This is a genomic window from Flammeovirga pacifica (genome assembly GCF_000807855.2).
Taxonomy (GTDB): Bacteria; Bacteroidota; Bacteroidia; order Cytophagales; family Flammeovirgaceae; genus Flammeovirga; species Flammeovirga pacifica.
The window spans coordinates 1,415,775-1,433,999 of the sequence record NZ_JRYR02000002.1; the positions used below are offsets into that span (position 1 = coordinate 1,415,775).

Annotated in this window: 8 protein-coding genes; 5 read left to right on the forward strand and 3 right to left on the reverse strand. The window is 34.0% G+C overall.

The window, feature by feature from the left end; translation table 11 throughout:
- Positions 1–352 precede the first annotated feature (352 nt).
- Positions 353–1,999, forward strand: a complete 1,647-nt coding sequence (locus tag NH26_RS24070) for an arylsulfatase (RefSeq protein ID WP_052431705.1) — start codon at positions 353–355, stop codon at positions 1,997–1,999.
- A gap of 155 nt (positions 2,000–2,154) precedes the next feature.
- A complete protein-coding gene (locus NH26_RS24075; protein ID WP_044217242.1) occupies positions 2,155–4,137 on the forward strand; it encodes a T9SS type A sorting domain-containing protein in 1,983 nt (660 codons plus the stop codon).
- Between the two features lie 386 nt (positions 4,138–4,523).
- On the opposite strand, the gene NH26_RS24080 is transcribed toward NH26_RS24075, so the two are convergent.
- The 3 genes from NH26_RS24080 to hchA form a co-directional block, all read right to left on the reverse strand.
- A complete protein-coding gene (locus tag NH26_RS24080; RefSeq protein ID WP_044217244.1) occupies positions 4,524–5,099 on the reverse strand; it encodes a uracil-DNA glycosylase family protein in 576 nt (191 codons plus the stop codon).
- 9 nt (positions 5,100–5,108) lie between these two features.
- Complete coding sequence (locus tag NH26_RS24085; RefSeq protein ID WP_044217246.1) at positions 5,109–5,663, reverse strand: ClbS/DfsB family four-helix bundle protein; 555 nt, start codon at positions 5,661–5,663, stop codon at positions 5,109–5,111.
- Between the two features lie 436 nt (positions 5,664–6,099).
- Positions 6,100–6,954 carry a glyoxalase III HchA gene (gene hchA / locus NH26_RS24090; RefSeq protein ID WP_044217249.1) on the reverse strand — a complete coding sequence of 285 codons (855 nt, stop codon included), beginning with the start codon at positions 6,952–6,954 and terminating at the stop codon, positions 6,100–6,102.
- A 527-nt stretch (positions 6,955–7,481) separates the two neighbouring features.
- On the opposite strand from hchA, the gene NH26_RS24095 reads away from it, so the two are divergent.
- The 3 genes from NH26_RS24095 (at position 7,482) to NH26_RS24105 (ending at position 18,114) form a co-directional block, all read left to right on the forward strand.
- Positions 7,482–10,880 (forward strand): carbohydrate binding domain-containing protein, encoded by a 3,399-nt coding sequence (locus NH26_RS24095; RefSeq protein ID WP_044217251.1) that lies wholly within the window; start codon positions 7,482–7,484, stop codon positions 10,878–10,880.
- A 396-nt stretch (positions 10,881–11,276) separates the two neighbouring features.
- Entirely contained in the window at positions 11,277–15,011 is a 3,735-nt protein-coding gene (locus NH26_RS24100) for an Ig-like domain-containing protein (protein WP_052431706.1), read from the forward strand.
- Between the two features lie 67 nt (positions 15,012–15,078).
- Positions 15,079–18,114: an Ig-like domain-containing protein gene (locus NH26_RS24105; RefSeq protein WP_044217253.1), complete on the forward strand. Its 3,036-nt coding sequence runs from the start codon at positions 15,079–15,081 to the stop codon at positions 18,112–18,114.
- Positions 18,115–18,225: the final 111 nt, after the last annotated feature.

Sequence of the window (18,225 nt, forward strand, 5' to 3'; positions counted from 1 at the left end):
AGAATCCTTGAGCATTATATTGGAAGTTTTGAGCTTCCTATCAATAGAACAAATTCTATTTACTTACACAAATAAAACAATCAAATATTAAAGTAATGAATACAACTTTTGAATATTATAATTATGTATAATTTACGCTACAAATTGTGGAAATTGAGTACATGTCTGTTTTATTCTTCCCAAAAGCAATAAGAGTCACCAACTTTCCTCGTCAATTCATATTGAGTCATGACTTATTCTTATCTAAATTTTCAATTTTCATTTTTGTGTTCATTTTAGTCAAATTTATATCTACATCTTTTCTATTACTTTGATAGTATTGTAGTATCAAACATCAAAGCATACCAACGAAATGAAAAGAATACTATTTTTTAACCTACTCCTTTTGAGTTTTTGGTCGTGTAAATCAACTCAAAAAGAATCTGTAAACAACGATACAGCTAAAAAACCAAACATCATTTTAATCATGGCAGACGACATGGGGTTCTCTGACCTTGGCTTTATGGGCTCAGGAATCAATACTCCTAACATTGATCGTTTGGCTAAAGGAGGTTTAACCTTCAATCAATTTTATAATGCTGGTAGGTGTTGTCCTACAAGAGCTACTTTAATGACCGGTCTTTATGCACATAATGCCGATCTAGGTTGGATGACTGCTTCTGACTTTGGTAGACCGGGTTATCGTGGAGCCATCAGCCAGAATAGTGTAACTATAGCACAGGTTTTAAAATCTGCGGGATATAACAATTACATGACAGGTAAATGGCACTTGACTTACGATAGAACAATGGTTCCTGAAGGAGATAATAGTAATTGGCCTATACAAAGAGGTTTTGATGAATATTATGGAATTCTTGCTGGAGGTGGCGGATACTATGATCCAAATACGCTAACAAAGAATAATACGATCATAGCTCCATCAGATGATTTTTATTTAACTGAGGCCATTAATACTTCTACAATCGAAATGTTGGAAAATCATTATAAAGAAAAAAGTGATCAACCCTATTTCTTTTATGTAGCTCATTATGCTCCTCATCGACCGTTACATGCATTAAAAGACGATATCAAAAAATACAAAGGAAAATTCCATAAAGGATGGGATCATTTCCGTCAGCAGCGTTTTGATAAAATGAAAGAACAAGGCTTACTAGATAACTGGACTTTAAGTAAAAGACCTGCTGATATACCTGCTTGGGACACGCTAACAGAAGAAGATAAAGAAATGTGGGAAGTGTATATGGAAGTTTATGCTGCACAAATTGATAGAATGGATCAAGGCATTGGTCAAATTATTGATTTCCTGGACGAAAAAGATGAATTAGACAATACTATCATTCTATTTTTATCTGATAATGGTGGCAATAAAGAACCTGAAGGACAGCTAACAAAAGCTTCTTTAATGACAGATATTGGCGGAAAAACATTTAACCAAAGCTACAGAAGACAATGGGCTAATGTGAGTAATACACCTTTTAGATTATACAAAAGCTCAAACCACGAAGGTGGTATTTCTACCCCTTTGATTGTACACTGGCCTGCCAAAATTAAAAAAGGAACCATAAGTAATCAGCAGGGGCATGTACTAGATATTTTACCTACTTTAATGGAAGTGAGTGGTGCTAGTTACCCAAATACAGTGAATAATAATGAAATAAAACCTTTCCAAGGAGTAAGCTTTGCGTCTACTTTTGAAGGTAATCATTTTGAAAGAGGACCTCTATTTTTTGAACATGAAGCTGATAGAGCTGTTATCGATGGGAAATGGAAATTAGTAGCCTTAAAAGGAAAGAAACCTTTGTACAAAGGAAAATGGAAACTATATGATTTATCTATAGATAGAGCAGAAGAGTATGATTTATTTGATCAATATCCTGAAGTTTCTGAGGAATTAATTCAAAAATGGAATGAATGGGCTCGATCTAATAATGTGCTTCCTTTGGATGGAAGTGGATGGGGTAAAAAGATTAAGAGTGATATAAATACAAAGGACATTTAAGAGTATACCTCTTTGTATAATTAATAGCTTTTGAAGCTACTTATTCTTAAAATTTTATCAGATAGCAATGGTTATACTCTTTTAAGTCTACTTTGATTAGACGACAAATAACCATTTTATTTTTTCAATGAATCACCTGCATTAATTTTATAATAATGAAGAGATTTTTCAATATCTTTTTAATATTTATTATTTGTAATTCAAATATTATACTAGCATCAAACATTTACTATTTTAGTAATAATGGAGATGATCAAAATGAAGGAACAAAAGATGCTCCATGGAAGTCTTTAGAAAAAGCTACATCCATAGCTAAACTAAGTAATAATGGAGGTTTACTACAACCCGGTGATCAAGTTCTTTTTAAAAGTGGAGATACTTTTGAAGGTCAATTTTTGATTGCTTGCTCTGGTACGGAAGAAGCTCCTATCATTATTAGTCATTATGACGAAGGAGAATTACCTATCCTTTCTGGGTCAGGAAATTTACCTGGTGGAGATTACATTGAAACCATCAAAATGACCAATACAAGCTATGTTACATTAGATGGCATATGGGTTAAAAATGATAGAAAAAACAAAGGTGAATTTCTTTGGAATACCAACACTTCAATTGGCATTAAGGTATATGCTAATAAATGGAGTGGACTTCAAAAAGGATTAAAATTTATCAACTTAAAAATCACAGATATATTTGGGATTGATATGATTGATTGGGAAGGGAAATTCACTCTCGATTATTATACAGCACATGGTATCTTTTTTGATTCTGAACCTGATAACTTACAAGCTAATCCTATCAAACAAATAGGTATTGATGATGTATTGATAGAAAATTGTTATTTCTATAATATTGGTTCAAGAGGGATTAATGTTAGACACCTTACCAACATCAGAAACAACCCTATTGACGAAGAAGACCGTAATAGAAATTATATTATCCGCAATAACACATTCGAAAAATTAGGAGGAGATGGGATCGTGTTTGCTTCTGCTTGTAATGCTATTGTAGAAAAAAATGATTTTATTGATCTAGGTTGGGGAGACCATAAATCTTCTACCGATCGTTACTTTGGGCGTGGCGAAGGTTGTTGGATCTGGAATACTAGAAATATTATTGTACAATACAATAGACAATATAGAGCTAGAGGTTTTGGTGATACCTATGGTGCTGGCGGACATATTGACTTCTTCTGTAAGAATGCCATTTTTCAATATAACTATAGTGAAGATACAGAAGGAGGTTTCTGTGAAATTTTAGGAGATTGCGTCAATAGTACTTTTAGATATAATGTGAGTAAAAATGATGGATTTAGAGATTTTCATGGTTATACCATTTGGGTTTCTGGGTTTGTTGGAGGAGATGAAGATCCTGTTAGATCGGATAGTAATTATGTTTATAACAATACCATTTTATTAGACAAAGCTGGGTATAACCCCAACATCTCTATCTATGCTAAAAACACTTTTATCTATAATAATATCTTTAAAGCTACAAATGGAGCTTCTATTGGTTCTAAATCAGTAGAGATTGACATTGAAGAAGGAAGTCAACTTTATGTAAGTAATAATCTTTTCTCAGGAAGTATATCTAGATATTTAAGTGTTCTTGATGATCATGCAATAATAGATAAAGACCCTTTATTTATGGATGTGTCTGATGATGATATTGATGGTTTCCAATTAAAAGAAGGAAGCCCTGCCATAGATAATGGGAAGAAATTTCCTGAACCTTCTTTCCCTATGGCTGGAAAAGGAATTTTTAAAAATATAGATCTATATACTACCACCGATATATATGGTAATGAAGTAGATATCAATCAATTTCTACCCAATATTGGTGCAGACAATCAATATAATTCTAAAAAAGAAAATCATGTACTAAGTATTTCGTCAAATCCTATCAAGTTATTTGATTTTTACCCTAATCCTACCTCGAATGAGGTCACTATTAAAACTACTCAACAAGGAGGAGAATATATCGTTAAGATCTTCTCTGTTGTTGGTGGGTTAATTGATACCTTCGTGATACATCAACAAACAAAAATAAATATTTCACACCTTCAAAAAGGAACCTATTTATTAATGCTTGTAGATAATGAAGGGAAACATCATACAGAAAAATTAGTAATCAAGTAAAATATTCATTCAAGTTTATCTGTCTTAGAAGCTATTCCATTTATTTGGGGTAGCTTCTTTTTTCAATAACACGAAATCTTATTTATGGTGTAAAATTTAAGCTAATAATTACTTGTGTGTTAAAAAATTTCTAATTGTGTTACCTATACTTGATTCTGTGTTCTTTAAAAACTAATAATAGATGTTAATTGAGGAAGTCAATTGACAAGAATACTATTGGGTACTTATTATACCTTTTGAATCAGAGCTACTCATTTGATTTATCGAATTACCTCATGTAGAAGAAGAAAAATTTGTAAAGTAATACTGACTGTCCAACTACTGTTTATAAAGGCTGTCTCGTTATGAGATGGCCTTTTCTTATAATTATTTGATACCTATAAATACTAACTTTTCAATAAGCTGTGTACTAGTGCCTTTAATTCAGGCAATACCTCTTGTTTAAACCAGGGGTTCTTTGCTTGCCAAATATTGTTTCTTGGAGAAGGATGAGGCAATACCATAAATTGAGGTAGATACTCCTTAAAATTCTTTACGGTAGCTGTTAAAGTTTTTTGCTTCTTTTTACCTAAGTAATACTCTTGAGCATACTGTCCAATAAGCAAGGTGAGCTCCACTTGCTTCATATTATCTAATAGTAATTGATGCCATTGAGGGGCACATTCTTTTCTTGGAGGTAAGTCTCCAGATTTTCCTTTACCAGGATAACAAAAACCCATGGGAACAATACCAATTAATTCGTTGTCATAAAATGTAGTACTGTCTATTCCCATCCAATTTCTGAGGTTCTCACCACTTTGGTCGTCCCATGGAATCCCACTTCTATGCACCTTAGTTCCTGGTGCCTGACCAATAATTAAAATTTTTGAATTTTCACTTACAGACACTACAGGTCTTGGTCCCAATTCTAAATGTGGAACACAAAGTTGACATTGTTTAATTTCTTCAAGGAGCTTTTTCAATTGACTATTTTATGCTTCTTTCAGACAGATAAGTACGCTTTTTTTATGTGCTTTTAGTTTCTTAATAGCCCAGTCATAATGACTTGAGGTGGCAGAAATAAAGTAGCTACCCAAGGTGGTACTACCCGTCCAATCAAAATGTTTTTTGGTAAACAACTGTTTATCTGTCAAAGGTTCTAATAACTCAATCACAGCATTATGACTTAATTTAAGCATTTCTCTGGCATTTTCTAAAGGAGTCTTCTGGTGAATACGCCAAAATTCCATATTTAGATCACCATATGTTTTCCAATTATATGGGTGAGGAAGAAAAGGTGTTGGTTCGCCTTCTGAATTAGAGTTCACCCAATTCAAAAGTAATTCATGCCATTCAAATAAATGAATAATAATATCTCTTAGGTTTTTATCTCGTGACCAGTGGGCTTCTTTCTTTTTATCGTCGTAAGAAAAATCAAAGGGTTGCTCTAATATCTCTGCAGGAATAGAGTTAATTACTTCCCACATTTTATCAAATTTTTCAGAGGCTACTTGTACTAATTCTATTTTTGTTGTTGGACGTGGCATCACAAACTTAGGTTACTTAATTAAATCCATCCGATGAATCATTTCACTCCTATCCTAATTTTAATAAGGTATAATTGAGTAGGTTATCATCAGGTATATCTTTTCAAAAATAAAAGAACAACAAATTGAGGAGTAAATAAATGATATTCATTCTCAAAAAATGGTGTTCATGCTCGGGATGTATACTATTAATTAATAGGTGTACATTCAATGGTTTGGACAAAAGGGTGTTGTTTCTTGAGTAACCGGGAAAGAAAATAAAGTATAGTTCTAAATTGATTCTAATAAAAATATAAAACATAACATCGATAGGATCAGTATTTTACCTAACAGCGCACCTAATCTCTTTGATGATACTGATGAGATTTTAACTAAGACAAAATAAAAGACACTCTCTCGGGTGTCTTTTATTTTATCATTACTATATATCAAGAAATTACTTCAACTCTTTCAATAAAGTTTCTGCCGCTAATTTTCCTAAATTATTTGAAGAAAGAGGACTTGCGCCTGTAATTAATTTTCTATCGACACAAACTGAATCATCAAATTTGGTATTCATCAAAGTTGCTCCCAAATTTGAAAGTGTTTCGCTTAAACCACGAGGCATATGTCCTGGTAGATACCCTATCATAGGTGTTTGTCTATCTACAGAATCTGGGAATACACACATTTTATATCCTTTATAAAGAAATTCTCTATCACCAATAGTAGTTGCCAATAAAGAACCAGGACCATTGCATAGAGTTATGGTAAATAAATCACTTTTATTGGCCCATCTAAGAATTTTTCCTACGTTTTCATCATCAGGAATACCTAACATTGCACCGTGTCCGCCAGGAATGAATACACCTGCATAATGGTCGGTATCATCAAAAGAAGTATCAATAAAATCTTTTAATTTGATAGGGTTTTCAAAGCTCGATTTTAGCTCATTGTAGATCGCATTTACATGTTGATCCTTTTCAGGATAAGCCCACATTTCAAAAACAACAGGAAGACCTTTTGGTGTTGCCACTTCAAACTCAAACCCAGCTTTTTGTAAATGTAACATAGGAAGTAACGCCTCTACTGGATGATTTCCCGTAGAAAATAATTTCCCATTTTTCATCACCATGTTTTTTTGTTCAGTGAAGATCACTAGGATTTTGGTTTTACTACCCTCATATTTTTGATAATTGATTTCCTCATAATTTGTCTTTTCGGAAACAGAAAATTTAAGAGCAATTTTAGATGGAGAATACGATCCGTCTTGTTCTAATTTTGGGGCTAATCCTAAGAGTTTTCTAAGCATAGTATCGATTTAAATAAGGTTGATGAAATAAAGATATAGAACCAATAGATACTATAAATTACCAAATGGTAAGAAATTCAAATCTTCAACCACACCCTATGCATTTTGCTTGGTCTCTATTACAACTTCCTGAGAAAAGACCCTAAGTAATACGATGATATATTTTTATACATCATGAGATTGAATTAAATAAAAGCATTTCTTTCTGAGATTCATTCAAGGTATACAGCATCAATCTTATCCAAAGACATTTAGATATACGTATTGCCATGAAAAACCTTTGGCTTCTAATGTCTTGCACAACTATTAGTGTGAAATATACGCTACTATTCGATTAGAACGTGTTATTTAATTTCAGCGTTTGTGTCTATAATTTTTTGATTAACCCTATACATTGTGAGCAGTTAACTAACAATTCTGAGGTTATTTTATAACGAAGAATATTTTTTACTTCTCTTGATCCTTTCAGTAGGCTACGATTAAACTACTTATCAAGAGTGTATTTTAACTGTAAAAAAAGAAATGCTATGAAAAGAATTTACTTGAACATGATTACTTTCTTACTATTCTTTACGACCGCCCTTTTTGGTGGGACGTTTAATGGTGAGGATATCGAAGCGGAAAATGAAACCTTAACAGGTAATACTAACATTGTTGAAAAAGAATTTGCCTCTGGCGGTTCATTTGTGAAGATTAAAAATACCGCTGATAATGAAGGTACCATAGAGTTTACTGTAACAGATGTAATAGAAGCAGGTTTATACAAGTTACATATCTATGCTTTTAATAATGGCATTACGCAAAGCGTAAATGTAATTGTAAATGGAGGTGCTGCTTCACAAGAAACCATCCAACCGTCTAACTTTGCTTATGAAGATTACGCTAAAGTAAGTCTGATAGATGTCAATTTAGTTGAAGGCACAAATACAATTGCCATCACTACCGATGGTTCTGATTTATCTATTGATAAATTTACGGTAACAGAACATTATAATATCTTCTACTTTAGTGCTGATGGAGACGATGACGCCAATGATGGTAGTATTAGTTCCCCTTGGAAAACCATTGAGAAGGCGAATGCAATTGCAGATAAAGAATCAAACGGAGGCCTTTTATCTCCTGGTTCAAAATTACTTTTTAGAGCTGGTGATACATTTGAGGGTAGCTTATTTGTAAAATGTTCAGGTACTGCAACATCACCGATTCATATTAGTAGCTATGGTGTTGGAGAATTACCCATTATTTCTGGTTCTGGAGCTATTGCTGGAGGAGATTATTTTGAAGCAATGAAACTGATAAATGTTTCTCATATGATTGTTTCTAACCTTTGGATTAAAAATGACAGACAAAATAATAATCGTTATTCATACGGTGAATCGAACAGTTATGGTATTCGAGTTTATGCCAATAAATGGGGAGGCGTATCGTCTAATCTAGAATTTAGAGATTTAAAATTCTCCGATATATTTGGTGTAGGTGTTCCAGAAGAATTCAATGATTTAAGCGTAACAGGTCTTCGTTTTGAATCTGATGAAAATGAGGCAGATATAGAAGTATCTATCAAAAATGTACTTATTGAAGATTGCTATTTTACACACATCGGAAAAGCAGGCGTTTGGGCAGTACATAGAGGTGCTGATATAATAGGAAATGATACCTACAATAGAAATATGGATTTTATTATCCGTAATAACACATTTACAAAAATGGGAGGATCCGGTGTGATTTTATCTAAAATGTTCAATGCGTTGGTAGATAATAATGATTTTGATCGTACAGGATATAGTACAGCTTCTGAACCACGTTTAGCTGCTAGAGGTAGTGGTATGTGGGTATTTAAATGTATAAATGTAATTGGTCAGTACAACCGTTCTTACAGTGTAAGAGGTTCTGGAGATTCTTATGGAATGCATATTGATTTTGGTAATAAAAACATTATCTACCAATACAACTACAGTGAAGATAGTGAAGGTGGGTTTGTAGAAGTTTTAGGCGATAATCATAATGTGGCTTACCGTTACAATGTGAGTGTAAATGATGGTTTCCGTAGTACTCACGGAAGCACAATTTGGACTTCCGGATATGTAGGAACAGACAATCCTCCTATACCTTCTGACGAAGTTTATGTATACAATAACACTATATATCTTGATGCTAATAATGCTCCCGACTTTTCTTTATTTAGTGAGGATACTTATATCTATAACAATATTTTCGTACAAACAGGTAACGGAGTTATGGGAGAAAAAGTAGAGATTGATATTCAGAATAATGGTGAGCTAATTGTAGACAATAACTTTTTTAAAGGAAATATTAATACTGCTTTTACTAGTTTAGACCAATCTGCTCTAAGTGGCAATCCCAGTTTTGTAAACGCAGGTGCTAAAAATATTGAAGGATATCAGATTTACGAAGGTAGTGTAGTTGTAGATGCTGGTAAAATATTCCCAGAACCTACTTTCCCAATGGCAGGACAAGGTATCTTTAAAGATATTTCTTTAGTTGCGTCTCATGACATTTACGGAAATGAAGTTGATATTACAACTTACTTACCAAACGTTGGAGCAGATAACAATTATAATAATAAAATTGATCCTTCTATCATTCAAGTAGAAAGTGTGAGTATCACTCCTCAAAATATTCAATTAGAAGTGGCAGAAAGTATTGCATTACAATCAGTGATCACTCCTAGTAATGCTCAGAATCAAAATGTCTCTTGGAATAGTCTTCAACCCTCGATCGCATCCGTTGATGAAAATGGTCTAGTTACGGCTCTTTCAGAAGGAACAGCTACGATTATGGTTACTACAGAGAACGGTGGATTTACCGCTCAAACTACTATCCAAATTGGAGATGATTGGACCGTTGAGGTGGTAAATGGAAACTTTGAAGATGGTTTGAAGAATTGGAATTTCTGGGGGGATGCTTCGAATAGTAACTCTTCTTCTTCATATTATCAAAATAGTGCCGTTAAACTAACGGGACCATCTGCAGTGAATCAATGGTTAAAAGTAAAACCAAATACAACATATACTCTTTCTACTTTTGCTATGGTAGAAGATCCTGAAAATGATAAAGTAATACTTGGTGTAAATGACGAAAAGAACAAATCATTAAACAAGGTTTTTATTTATGATACGGAATACACACTTCATCATTTTATGTTTACTACTAAAGCAACTACAGATTCTGTCAAAGTAATGTTCTGGAGACCTAATGGAGGGGTACAAAGTGCATATGCTGATGAAATAATTATTAAAGAAACAGCCTATGCCATTAATAATACTTTTGATAAAGGATTAATTGGTTGGAGCCCTTGGGGAACTGGCACAGTCAGTAATTCTTCTTCAAGGTTGAAAATTCTTGGTTATGGAGGAGCAAATCAATACATCAAAACCAAAGCCAATACTACCTATGAAATTTCTTTCTCTGCTAGAGTAGATAACCCTTCTGTTAAAGTGAATTTCTTAGTCGCTAAATCGGGTGGAAATAACTATTTATCACAAGATATTTATGATACTTCATTAACAGACTACTCTCTTACTTTTACAACTTCAGCCGACAGCGAAGATACTCGTATTGGTTTTTGGAGACCTAAAGATTCATCTGGAAGTGCTTATCTGGATAATATTCAAATTAGAGAGGTCAGTAATGCTAGAACTCGTATAGGTCAAAATGATTTAGAAGAGGAACTGTCATTTTTAGTTTATCCTAACCCTACAAGATCTTTTGTAAACATTTCTACGGGTGTTTTAGACGCACCTTCAAAATTACAAATCATCAACTTGATGGGACAACCCATTGTAGAAAAAACAATTTCTAAAGATGTTCAATTAAGTCTTCAAGGTGTAAAATCAGGAATATATATTGTTGTACTTACTGATGCTAAAGGAGATAAACAAACGAAAAAGTTGTTTATCCAATAACTAATGAGGGTTTCTTTCAAAGCACAGTAAGATTAAAGAGACCAAATATCGTTTACAAAAACATCCAAAACCTATCTGTTTAGATAGATTTTGGATGTTTTTTTTAACACTCACTTTTTAAATAGTGTATTATATACGTTAAAAATACTCGAAGTGTTATAAAATCTAGAATTGTGCTATTTCAAAATCAATTTTGTGTCCAAATAACTATTGTTTTTATCCTTAATTGAGAATGTTCTATTGAAGAAATAATGATCAAATGAGTTCATTATAAACTTTTTTAAACAACGGTATTCCAAGTTTTTTTAATGGTTATCTCCAATAAATTAAACTTATCGAATGAAATGAAATACTGACTGAATACCGCAAATTATTACTTATATCTAATAAAAAGCTATGAAAAAAACGTACTTATTTTTTCTTGTCGTATTATTAAATTTTGGGCAGCTACTTTATGCTACAGAGTTAGGTGAAGCGCAAGAAGGAGAAACGGCAACACTGACAGGAGAATACAACACTTCATCACATGAAAATGCCTCTGGAGGAGCTTTTGTAAAACTCAAAAAAACACTTCCATATGGTAGTATGGAAATGACGATCGATAACGTACCCTCAGCAGGTACTTACAAACTAGAGGTGTTTTCCTTCAATGGAGGAACGCCTACATCTGCCGATTTACAAGTAAATAATGATGCTGTATCTACTATTACATTAGCGGCGTCAAACTGGGCATATGAAGGTGGAGCGAAAGCTACTTTAATGAATGTCGATTTGGAAGCAGGAACCAATACAATTACACTTTCTGCAAATTCATCTTCTGATTTATTGATTGATCATGTAGTATTGAATGGAAATTACACTATTTATTATGTAAGTGCTGACGGTAATGATTCTAATTCTGGTAGTATTGATGCACCATGGAAAACACTAACGAAAGCTACAGCAGCAGCTAAGCAAGTGAGTAAAGGAGGACTTTTAAACCCCGGAGATAAACTTCTTTTTAGAAAAGGAGACACTTTTGAAGGACAGTTTGTAATTCTTTGCTCAGGTACGGAAAGTAAGCCAATTGAGATTGGTAGCTATGGTACAGGAGAATTACCAATTCTTTCTGGTTCGGGTAACATTGCCACTGGTGATTTTATCGAAGCAATTAAAATGACGAACACAAGTTATATCACATTAGATGGTATTTGGGTGAAGAATGATCGTCAGAATATGGGGAATATCACTTGGGGAACCAACACTTCTTATGGTATTAAAGTAATTGCCAATAAGTGGGGTGGTATTAGTAAAGGACTTACTTTCCGTAACTTAAAAATTACAGACGTTTTTGGTATCAACATGATTGATTACCAAGGTCTTTTTACTTTAGATTATTACTCTGCAAAAGGTATCTTTTTTGATTCTGATAGAGATGATCAAACGGTATCACCGGTAAAAGAAGTGGGTATTGATGATGTATTAATTGAAAACTGTTATTTCTATAATTTAGGGTCTACAGCTATCAGTATTCGTCACTTATCTAACTTACCATCATACAATAATCCTATTGATGAAGAGGAAAGAAACCTCAACTTTGTAGTAAGAAATAACCACTTTGAAAAGCTAGGTGGTGATGGTGTTGTTTTGGCATCTGTTTGTAATTCTATTGTAGAAAAAAACACTTTTATAGATTTAGGATGGGGTAATCACCAATCTTCTACAGATAGATATTTTGGTAGAGGTGAAGGCTGCTGGATTTGGGATTCTAGAAACGTAATTGTACAATACAACAAACAATTAAGAGCAAGAGGTTTTGGAGATACTTATGGTTCTGCAGGACATATTGATTTTTACTGTAAGAATGCCATTTATCAATATAATTATAGCGAAGATACAGAGGGTGGATTTGTAGAAATTCTTGGTGATTGTGTAAACAGTACATTCCGTTATAATGTAAGTAAGAACGATGGTTTCAGAGATCACCATGGGTATTCTATTTGGGTATCAGGATATGTTGGTTCTGATAAAACGCCTATTCGTTCGGATAGTAACTTTGTGTATAACAATACGGTATTATTAAATAACAGTGCTTGTAAGCCAGATATTTCTATCTATGCCAAGAATACATTTATCTATAACAACATCTTCAAAGTAGTTGATGGGGCAGCAATTGGTGCTGATGAGGTAAAGATTGATATCCAAAATGGTAGTGATTTAGTGGTGAGCAATAACCTTTTTTATGGTAACATTGCAAGTAGTTTCACCAACCTTGATAAAAACAAAACTACGGGTCAAAACCCACTTTTTGTAGATGAGTCAGCTAGCGATATTTATGGTTTCCAATTACAAGAAGGAAGTCCAGCCGTAGATAACGGAACAGCTTTCCCAGAACCTTCTTTCCCAATGGCAGGTAAAGGAATTTTCAAAAACTTTAGCCTACACACAGCCACTGATATTTACGGGAATGTAGTGGATGTTAAGAATTTAATTCCAAACATTGGAGCAGATAACAACTTCAATAGCCAAATTCATAAAGATGCAATCAGAACTACGGGTGTTTCTGTTACAGCTGCAGGTGGTGCAATTGAGGTAGGAGAAACAGTACAATTAACTGCGAACATATTACCAAGTAACGCTACTTATAAAACTGTCACATGGTCGAGTAGTAACACAGCTGTGGCAACAGTAAATAGTAGCACTGGTTTGGTCACTGCAGTAAGTAATGGTAATGCCTCTATTACGGCAACAACAGAAGATGGAGGTTTTACATCGTCTGCAAATGTTACAGTTGGTGCTGATGTAGAAGTAGATTTAGTCATCAATGGAGGGTTTGAAAATGGTCTTAGCGATTGGAATACTTGGAACTCACCACAAGAAACTACAGATGCTTACGAAGGCACAACTGCAATTACTATTACAGAAAAAGGGTCTGCCAATCAATGGATTACAGTAGAACAAAACAGTACATATATTTTATCAGCATACATTAAAATTAGCAATACTTCTAAGCGTATTGTTTTGGGTGTAAATGATGCAGACAACAAACGTATTGCTAGTAAAGATATTTACACAGGTGTATATAAACTGCATGAGGTAGAATTTGAAACAGGAAGTAATACTACAGTAAAAGTATTCTCATGGCTACCACCTAGTAATGGGGCTACTGCAACAATTGACAACATGAAAGTAGTGAAAAAACCTACAGTATATGTACCTGTTGCAAGTATAAGTGTATCTGCTCAAAGCGGAGGTTTTCAAGCAGGTGAAACAATTAGTTTAGCAGAAACAATTGCACCTTCTAATGCATCTGATAAATCTGTTACGTGGAGTAGTGATAATAATGCAGTGGCTACAGTATCTAATGGTGTTGTCACTGCTGTAAGTGCAGGAACAGCAAATATTACAGTACAATCTGTAGATGGTAATTTAACGGCTACTACTGTAGTAACAGTTAGTCCATCTAGTATTGCTGCTTTTAAAAATGGCAATTTCGAAGATGGGTTAAACCATTGGAGTACTTGGCAAGATATCGTAACAACAACTTCAGGAGCGTATGAAGGTAGCTCTTTAAGATTAAATGGTGTAGGATCTTGTAATCAAACGGTGACGGTAAAAGCAAATACTTCTTATATCTATTCTGGGTATGCTAAAGTGGATAATCCATCAAGTGCTAGAGTAGTAATGGGTGTAAATGATGCGAATGCTAATGGTATGGCTTATAAGGATATTACAAATCAATATTATACATACCATGAAGTGGCGTTTACTACAAAAGCAAACCAAACAAGTATTACTGTATACTTCTGGAGACCTTCTGGAGGTAGTGGTTATGCTTACATGGATAATGCCATGTTGATTGAGGTTCCTTCTTCTTCTGCAAGAAAAATTACTACGGAAACATTAGAAAATGAATTAGAAGAGTTAGTGATTTATCCTAATCCTGCTTCTGATTTTATCACTTTTAGATTGAATAATGTAGAAGGTGAAAAATTGCTTCAGATTTATGATTTAGTGGGGCAGTCGGTATTACAGGCTTCTTTTGATACAAGTATTAAAGTACCCGTATCAAAATTATCTAGAGGTACTTACATTGTGGTGGTCACAGATCAAAACGGTTACAGAGTACCAAGTAAATTTATTGTGAAATAGCCACTGATTTTTAAGCCACCCTTTCGCTCTTTAGATGAAAGGGTGGCTTTTTAAAATAATAAAGTATATGAATTTAAAACTAACTTATTTAGTCATTCTGTTTGCATCTTTAACTGCATCTGCACAAAAAGTACAGTTAACTGTTAATGGAACACAAAGAAGCCACACAATACATCCTAATATTCAAGGACAAGGACTCTCTTATTCTGTAGAAACAGATTCTATTTATGAAGATGGGGCAATGGCACAACTATTTAAAGATGTTGGTGCTGGTTTTTTACGTTGGCCGGGCGGAACACCTACTTCTATGTACCATTGGAATGACCTTGGGGCTGGATGGGTAGACAACTGGAACCCAAATTATCCGGAAGAATGGACACCTCACCCTTCTGAATTTATGGATTTGGATGAATACATGACATTAACTCGTGCTGCTGGAACTCAACCAATGGTAGGTATTAATATGAGTTCTGGTATGGAATGGGGACGCGTAGATGACGGTGTTGCTGAGGCTGTAGCTTTAGTGAAATATTGTATTGACAATGATTTTGATGCCAAATGTTTTTTCTTAGATAACGAAACGTACCACCACGGTAACGGTTATAATAAAGACATGAGAGGTGATGGCGGACATTGGACTGCTGCTAACTATGCACAACAAATTAATTTGTATGCCGATTCTATCAAAAAATATATCCCTGATGCTAAATTTTTCATCAATTGGAGAGATCAATTCAGTAATAATGTATCTGATTATGAAACTTTACTTACTGTAGCGGGTCACAATATTGATTATGTAGACGTACATTGGTATTGGAAATGGGGAGTATCGAACTGGGCAGATTGGAAAGCCAAAACACCTATGGAATACGAGACAGCATCATACGATGGTGGTTCTTACGTAGAAGAAGTGGCTTACTTTAATAACTTGGCAGCTTCTTTAGGAAAATCTCATATTAAGGTGGCAGTTTTAGAATGGAACATTGCTCCTGGAGATCATAATTCTAATCCCGATCATACGGAATATATGACCGCATTAATGCAGTCTGAAATGCAAATGCAATTTATGCAAGCGGGTATTGAATATGCCTCTATGTGGACTTCGCATTGGAAAGAGAGCTCAAAGTCAGAATTTCTAACTTTAATCAATTCTGATAATGACCATGCACCAAGTGCTTCTGCTGCTATGTTTGAACTGTACCATCATGCTATAGGAGGTCAGATTACATCATCTTCTGTATCAGATAGTAATATCATGACAACAACTGTTGTAAAAGGAAATAAAACGTATGTCTATCTCCTTAATAAAAATGATGAGAATAAATCTGTAGAGTTCAATTTTAATAATTTAAACGTCACTTCTGTAGATCAGGCACTACGTTTTAGTGATCCGGGTGAATTGTCTCCTATCTCACTATGGAATTCTACAACCACAGGGAATTATGTGGCAAGTATACAAGCAAATTCATTAACAATGGTTTCTTTTAATTATGAAGCAAACACAGAGTTACTTTTTAATGGCGATTTTGAAAATGGATTAAGCAGTTGGGATTCTTGGAATTCACCTACGGTAACTTCTGATGCTCAAAATGGAAATTCTGCCATTAAAATTGAGAATTCAGGATCATTTAATCAATGGGTAACGGTAGAACCATCAACAACATATAAACTAACGGCTTTTGTGAAAACAGATAATTCAGCAAAAAAAGTAGTATTGGGTGTTGGTAATAATGGGGGTAATATTGCCACTAAGGATATTTTTTCTACCTCTTATAAAGAACATGAAGTAGTATTTACTACAGATGCTAACACAACATCTGTTCAGGCTTGGGTTTGGCTACCAGAAAGTAATGGTACGAGTGCGTATGCAGATAATATGTCTTTAACAAAAGTAGAAGAAGTAAGTAACGAACCTGTTACAAGTCTTTCACTTTCTCATGAGAATGAAACAGTATATTCATCTACTACTTTAAAAGTATCTGCCACTATTCTTCCCACAAATGCATCAGATAAAAGTGTAGTTTGGGAGAGTGATAATACAGCAACTGCAACAGTAAATGCAAACGGATTGGTAACTGCTCTAACGCCCGGAACGGCTACTATTACAGCAACAACAAATGATGGTGGGTTTACAGCGAACACAACTATTACGGTAATTGCAGCTCAAGTAAATGGAATCATTTCTCCTATTCAAGGCAATAGTTATGACATCGCTTCTGGAATTGATTTTTCATTTAGTGCTGCTCCAGAAACAAAGTATATTTATGTTTATGATATGGATTGGAATTTGATTTCTTCACTTACCACACCAAATTTGACATTCTCGTATACACCAACTGCTACCGGTGATGTTACTTACCGTTATATTTTCCAAGATGCCAACTGGAAAGATGTAGGAAATGGTACTGTTGATGTATCTATTACAGCCACCGTTCTGAATGCAGACTTTGAACTAGGGTTAAATTCATGGGGTAATTATGGAGGAACAACTACAGAAACATTAAACCCTCATAATGGCAATACTTCTTTAAAAATTAATGCTAGAGGTGGTGCTAGCCAGTTCATAAGTTTAAAGAAAAATACAGATTACCAAGTCTCTTTTTATGCTAAAGTAGAAGACCCTTCTGTAGTGGCTAAGTTTAATATTAAAAATGCTTTAGGTACAAAGTATTTTGAACAAAATATAGTCGAAAGTATTTATACACAGTTCACTATCAACTTTACAACTGATAATGAAGGAGAAGAGGCCAAAATTGGATTTTGGAGAGGAAATAATGCAGTTGGAGCAGCTTATTTAGATGATGTTGTAATTAGTGAAGTCACAAGTAGTGCAAGAAAAATCACTCCGGAAACATTAGAAAAAGAATTAGAAGAGTTAGTGATTTACCCTAATCCTTCTTCTGATTTTATCACTTTTAGATTGAATAATGTAGAAGGTGAAAAATTGCTTCAGATTTATGATTTAGTGGGACAGTCGGTATTGCAGGCTTCTTTTGATTCAAGTATTAAAGTACCTGTATCAAAATTATCTAAAGGTACTTACATTGTGGTGGTCACAGATCAAAACGGTCACAGAGTACCGAGTAAATTTATCGTGAAATAGTCATGAATCGAATATAAAGTATTAAGGCAGTATATCTTTTGGGATATACTGCCTTAACTATTTACAGCCCTGTAGGTATTACAATCTTTTTGTAATGTCTGTTTTAGGAGT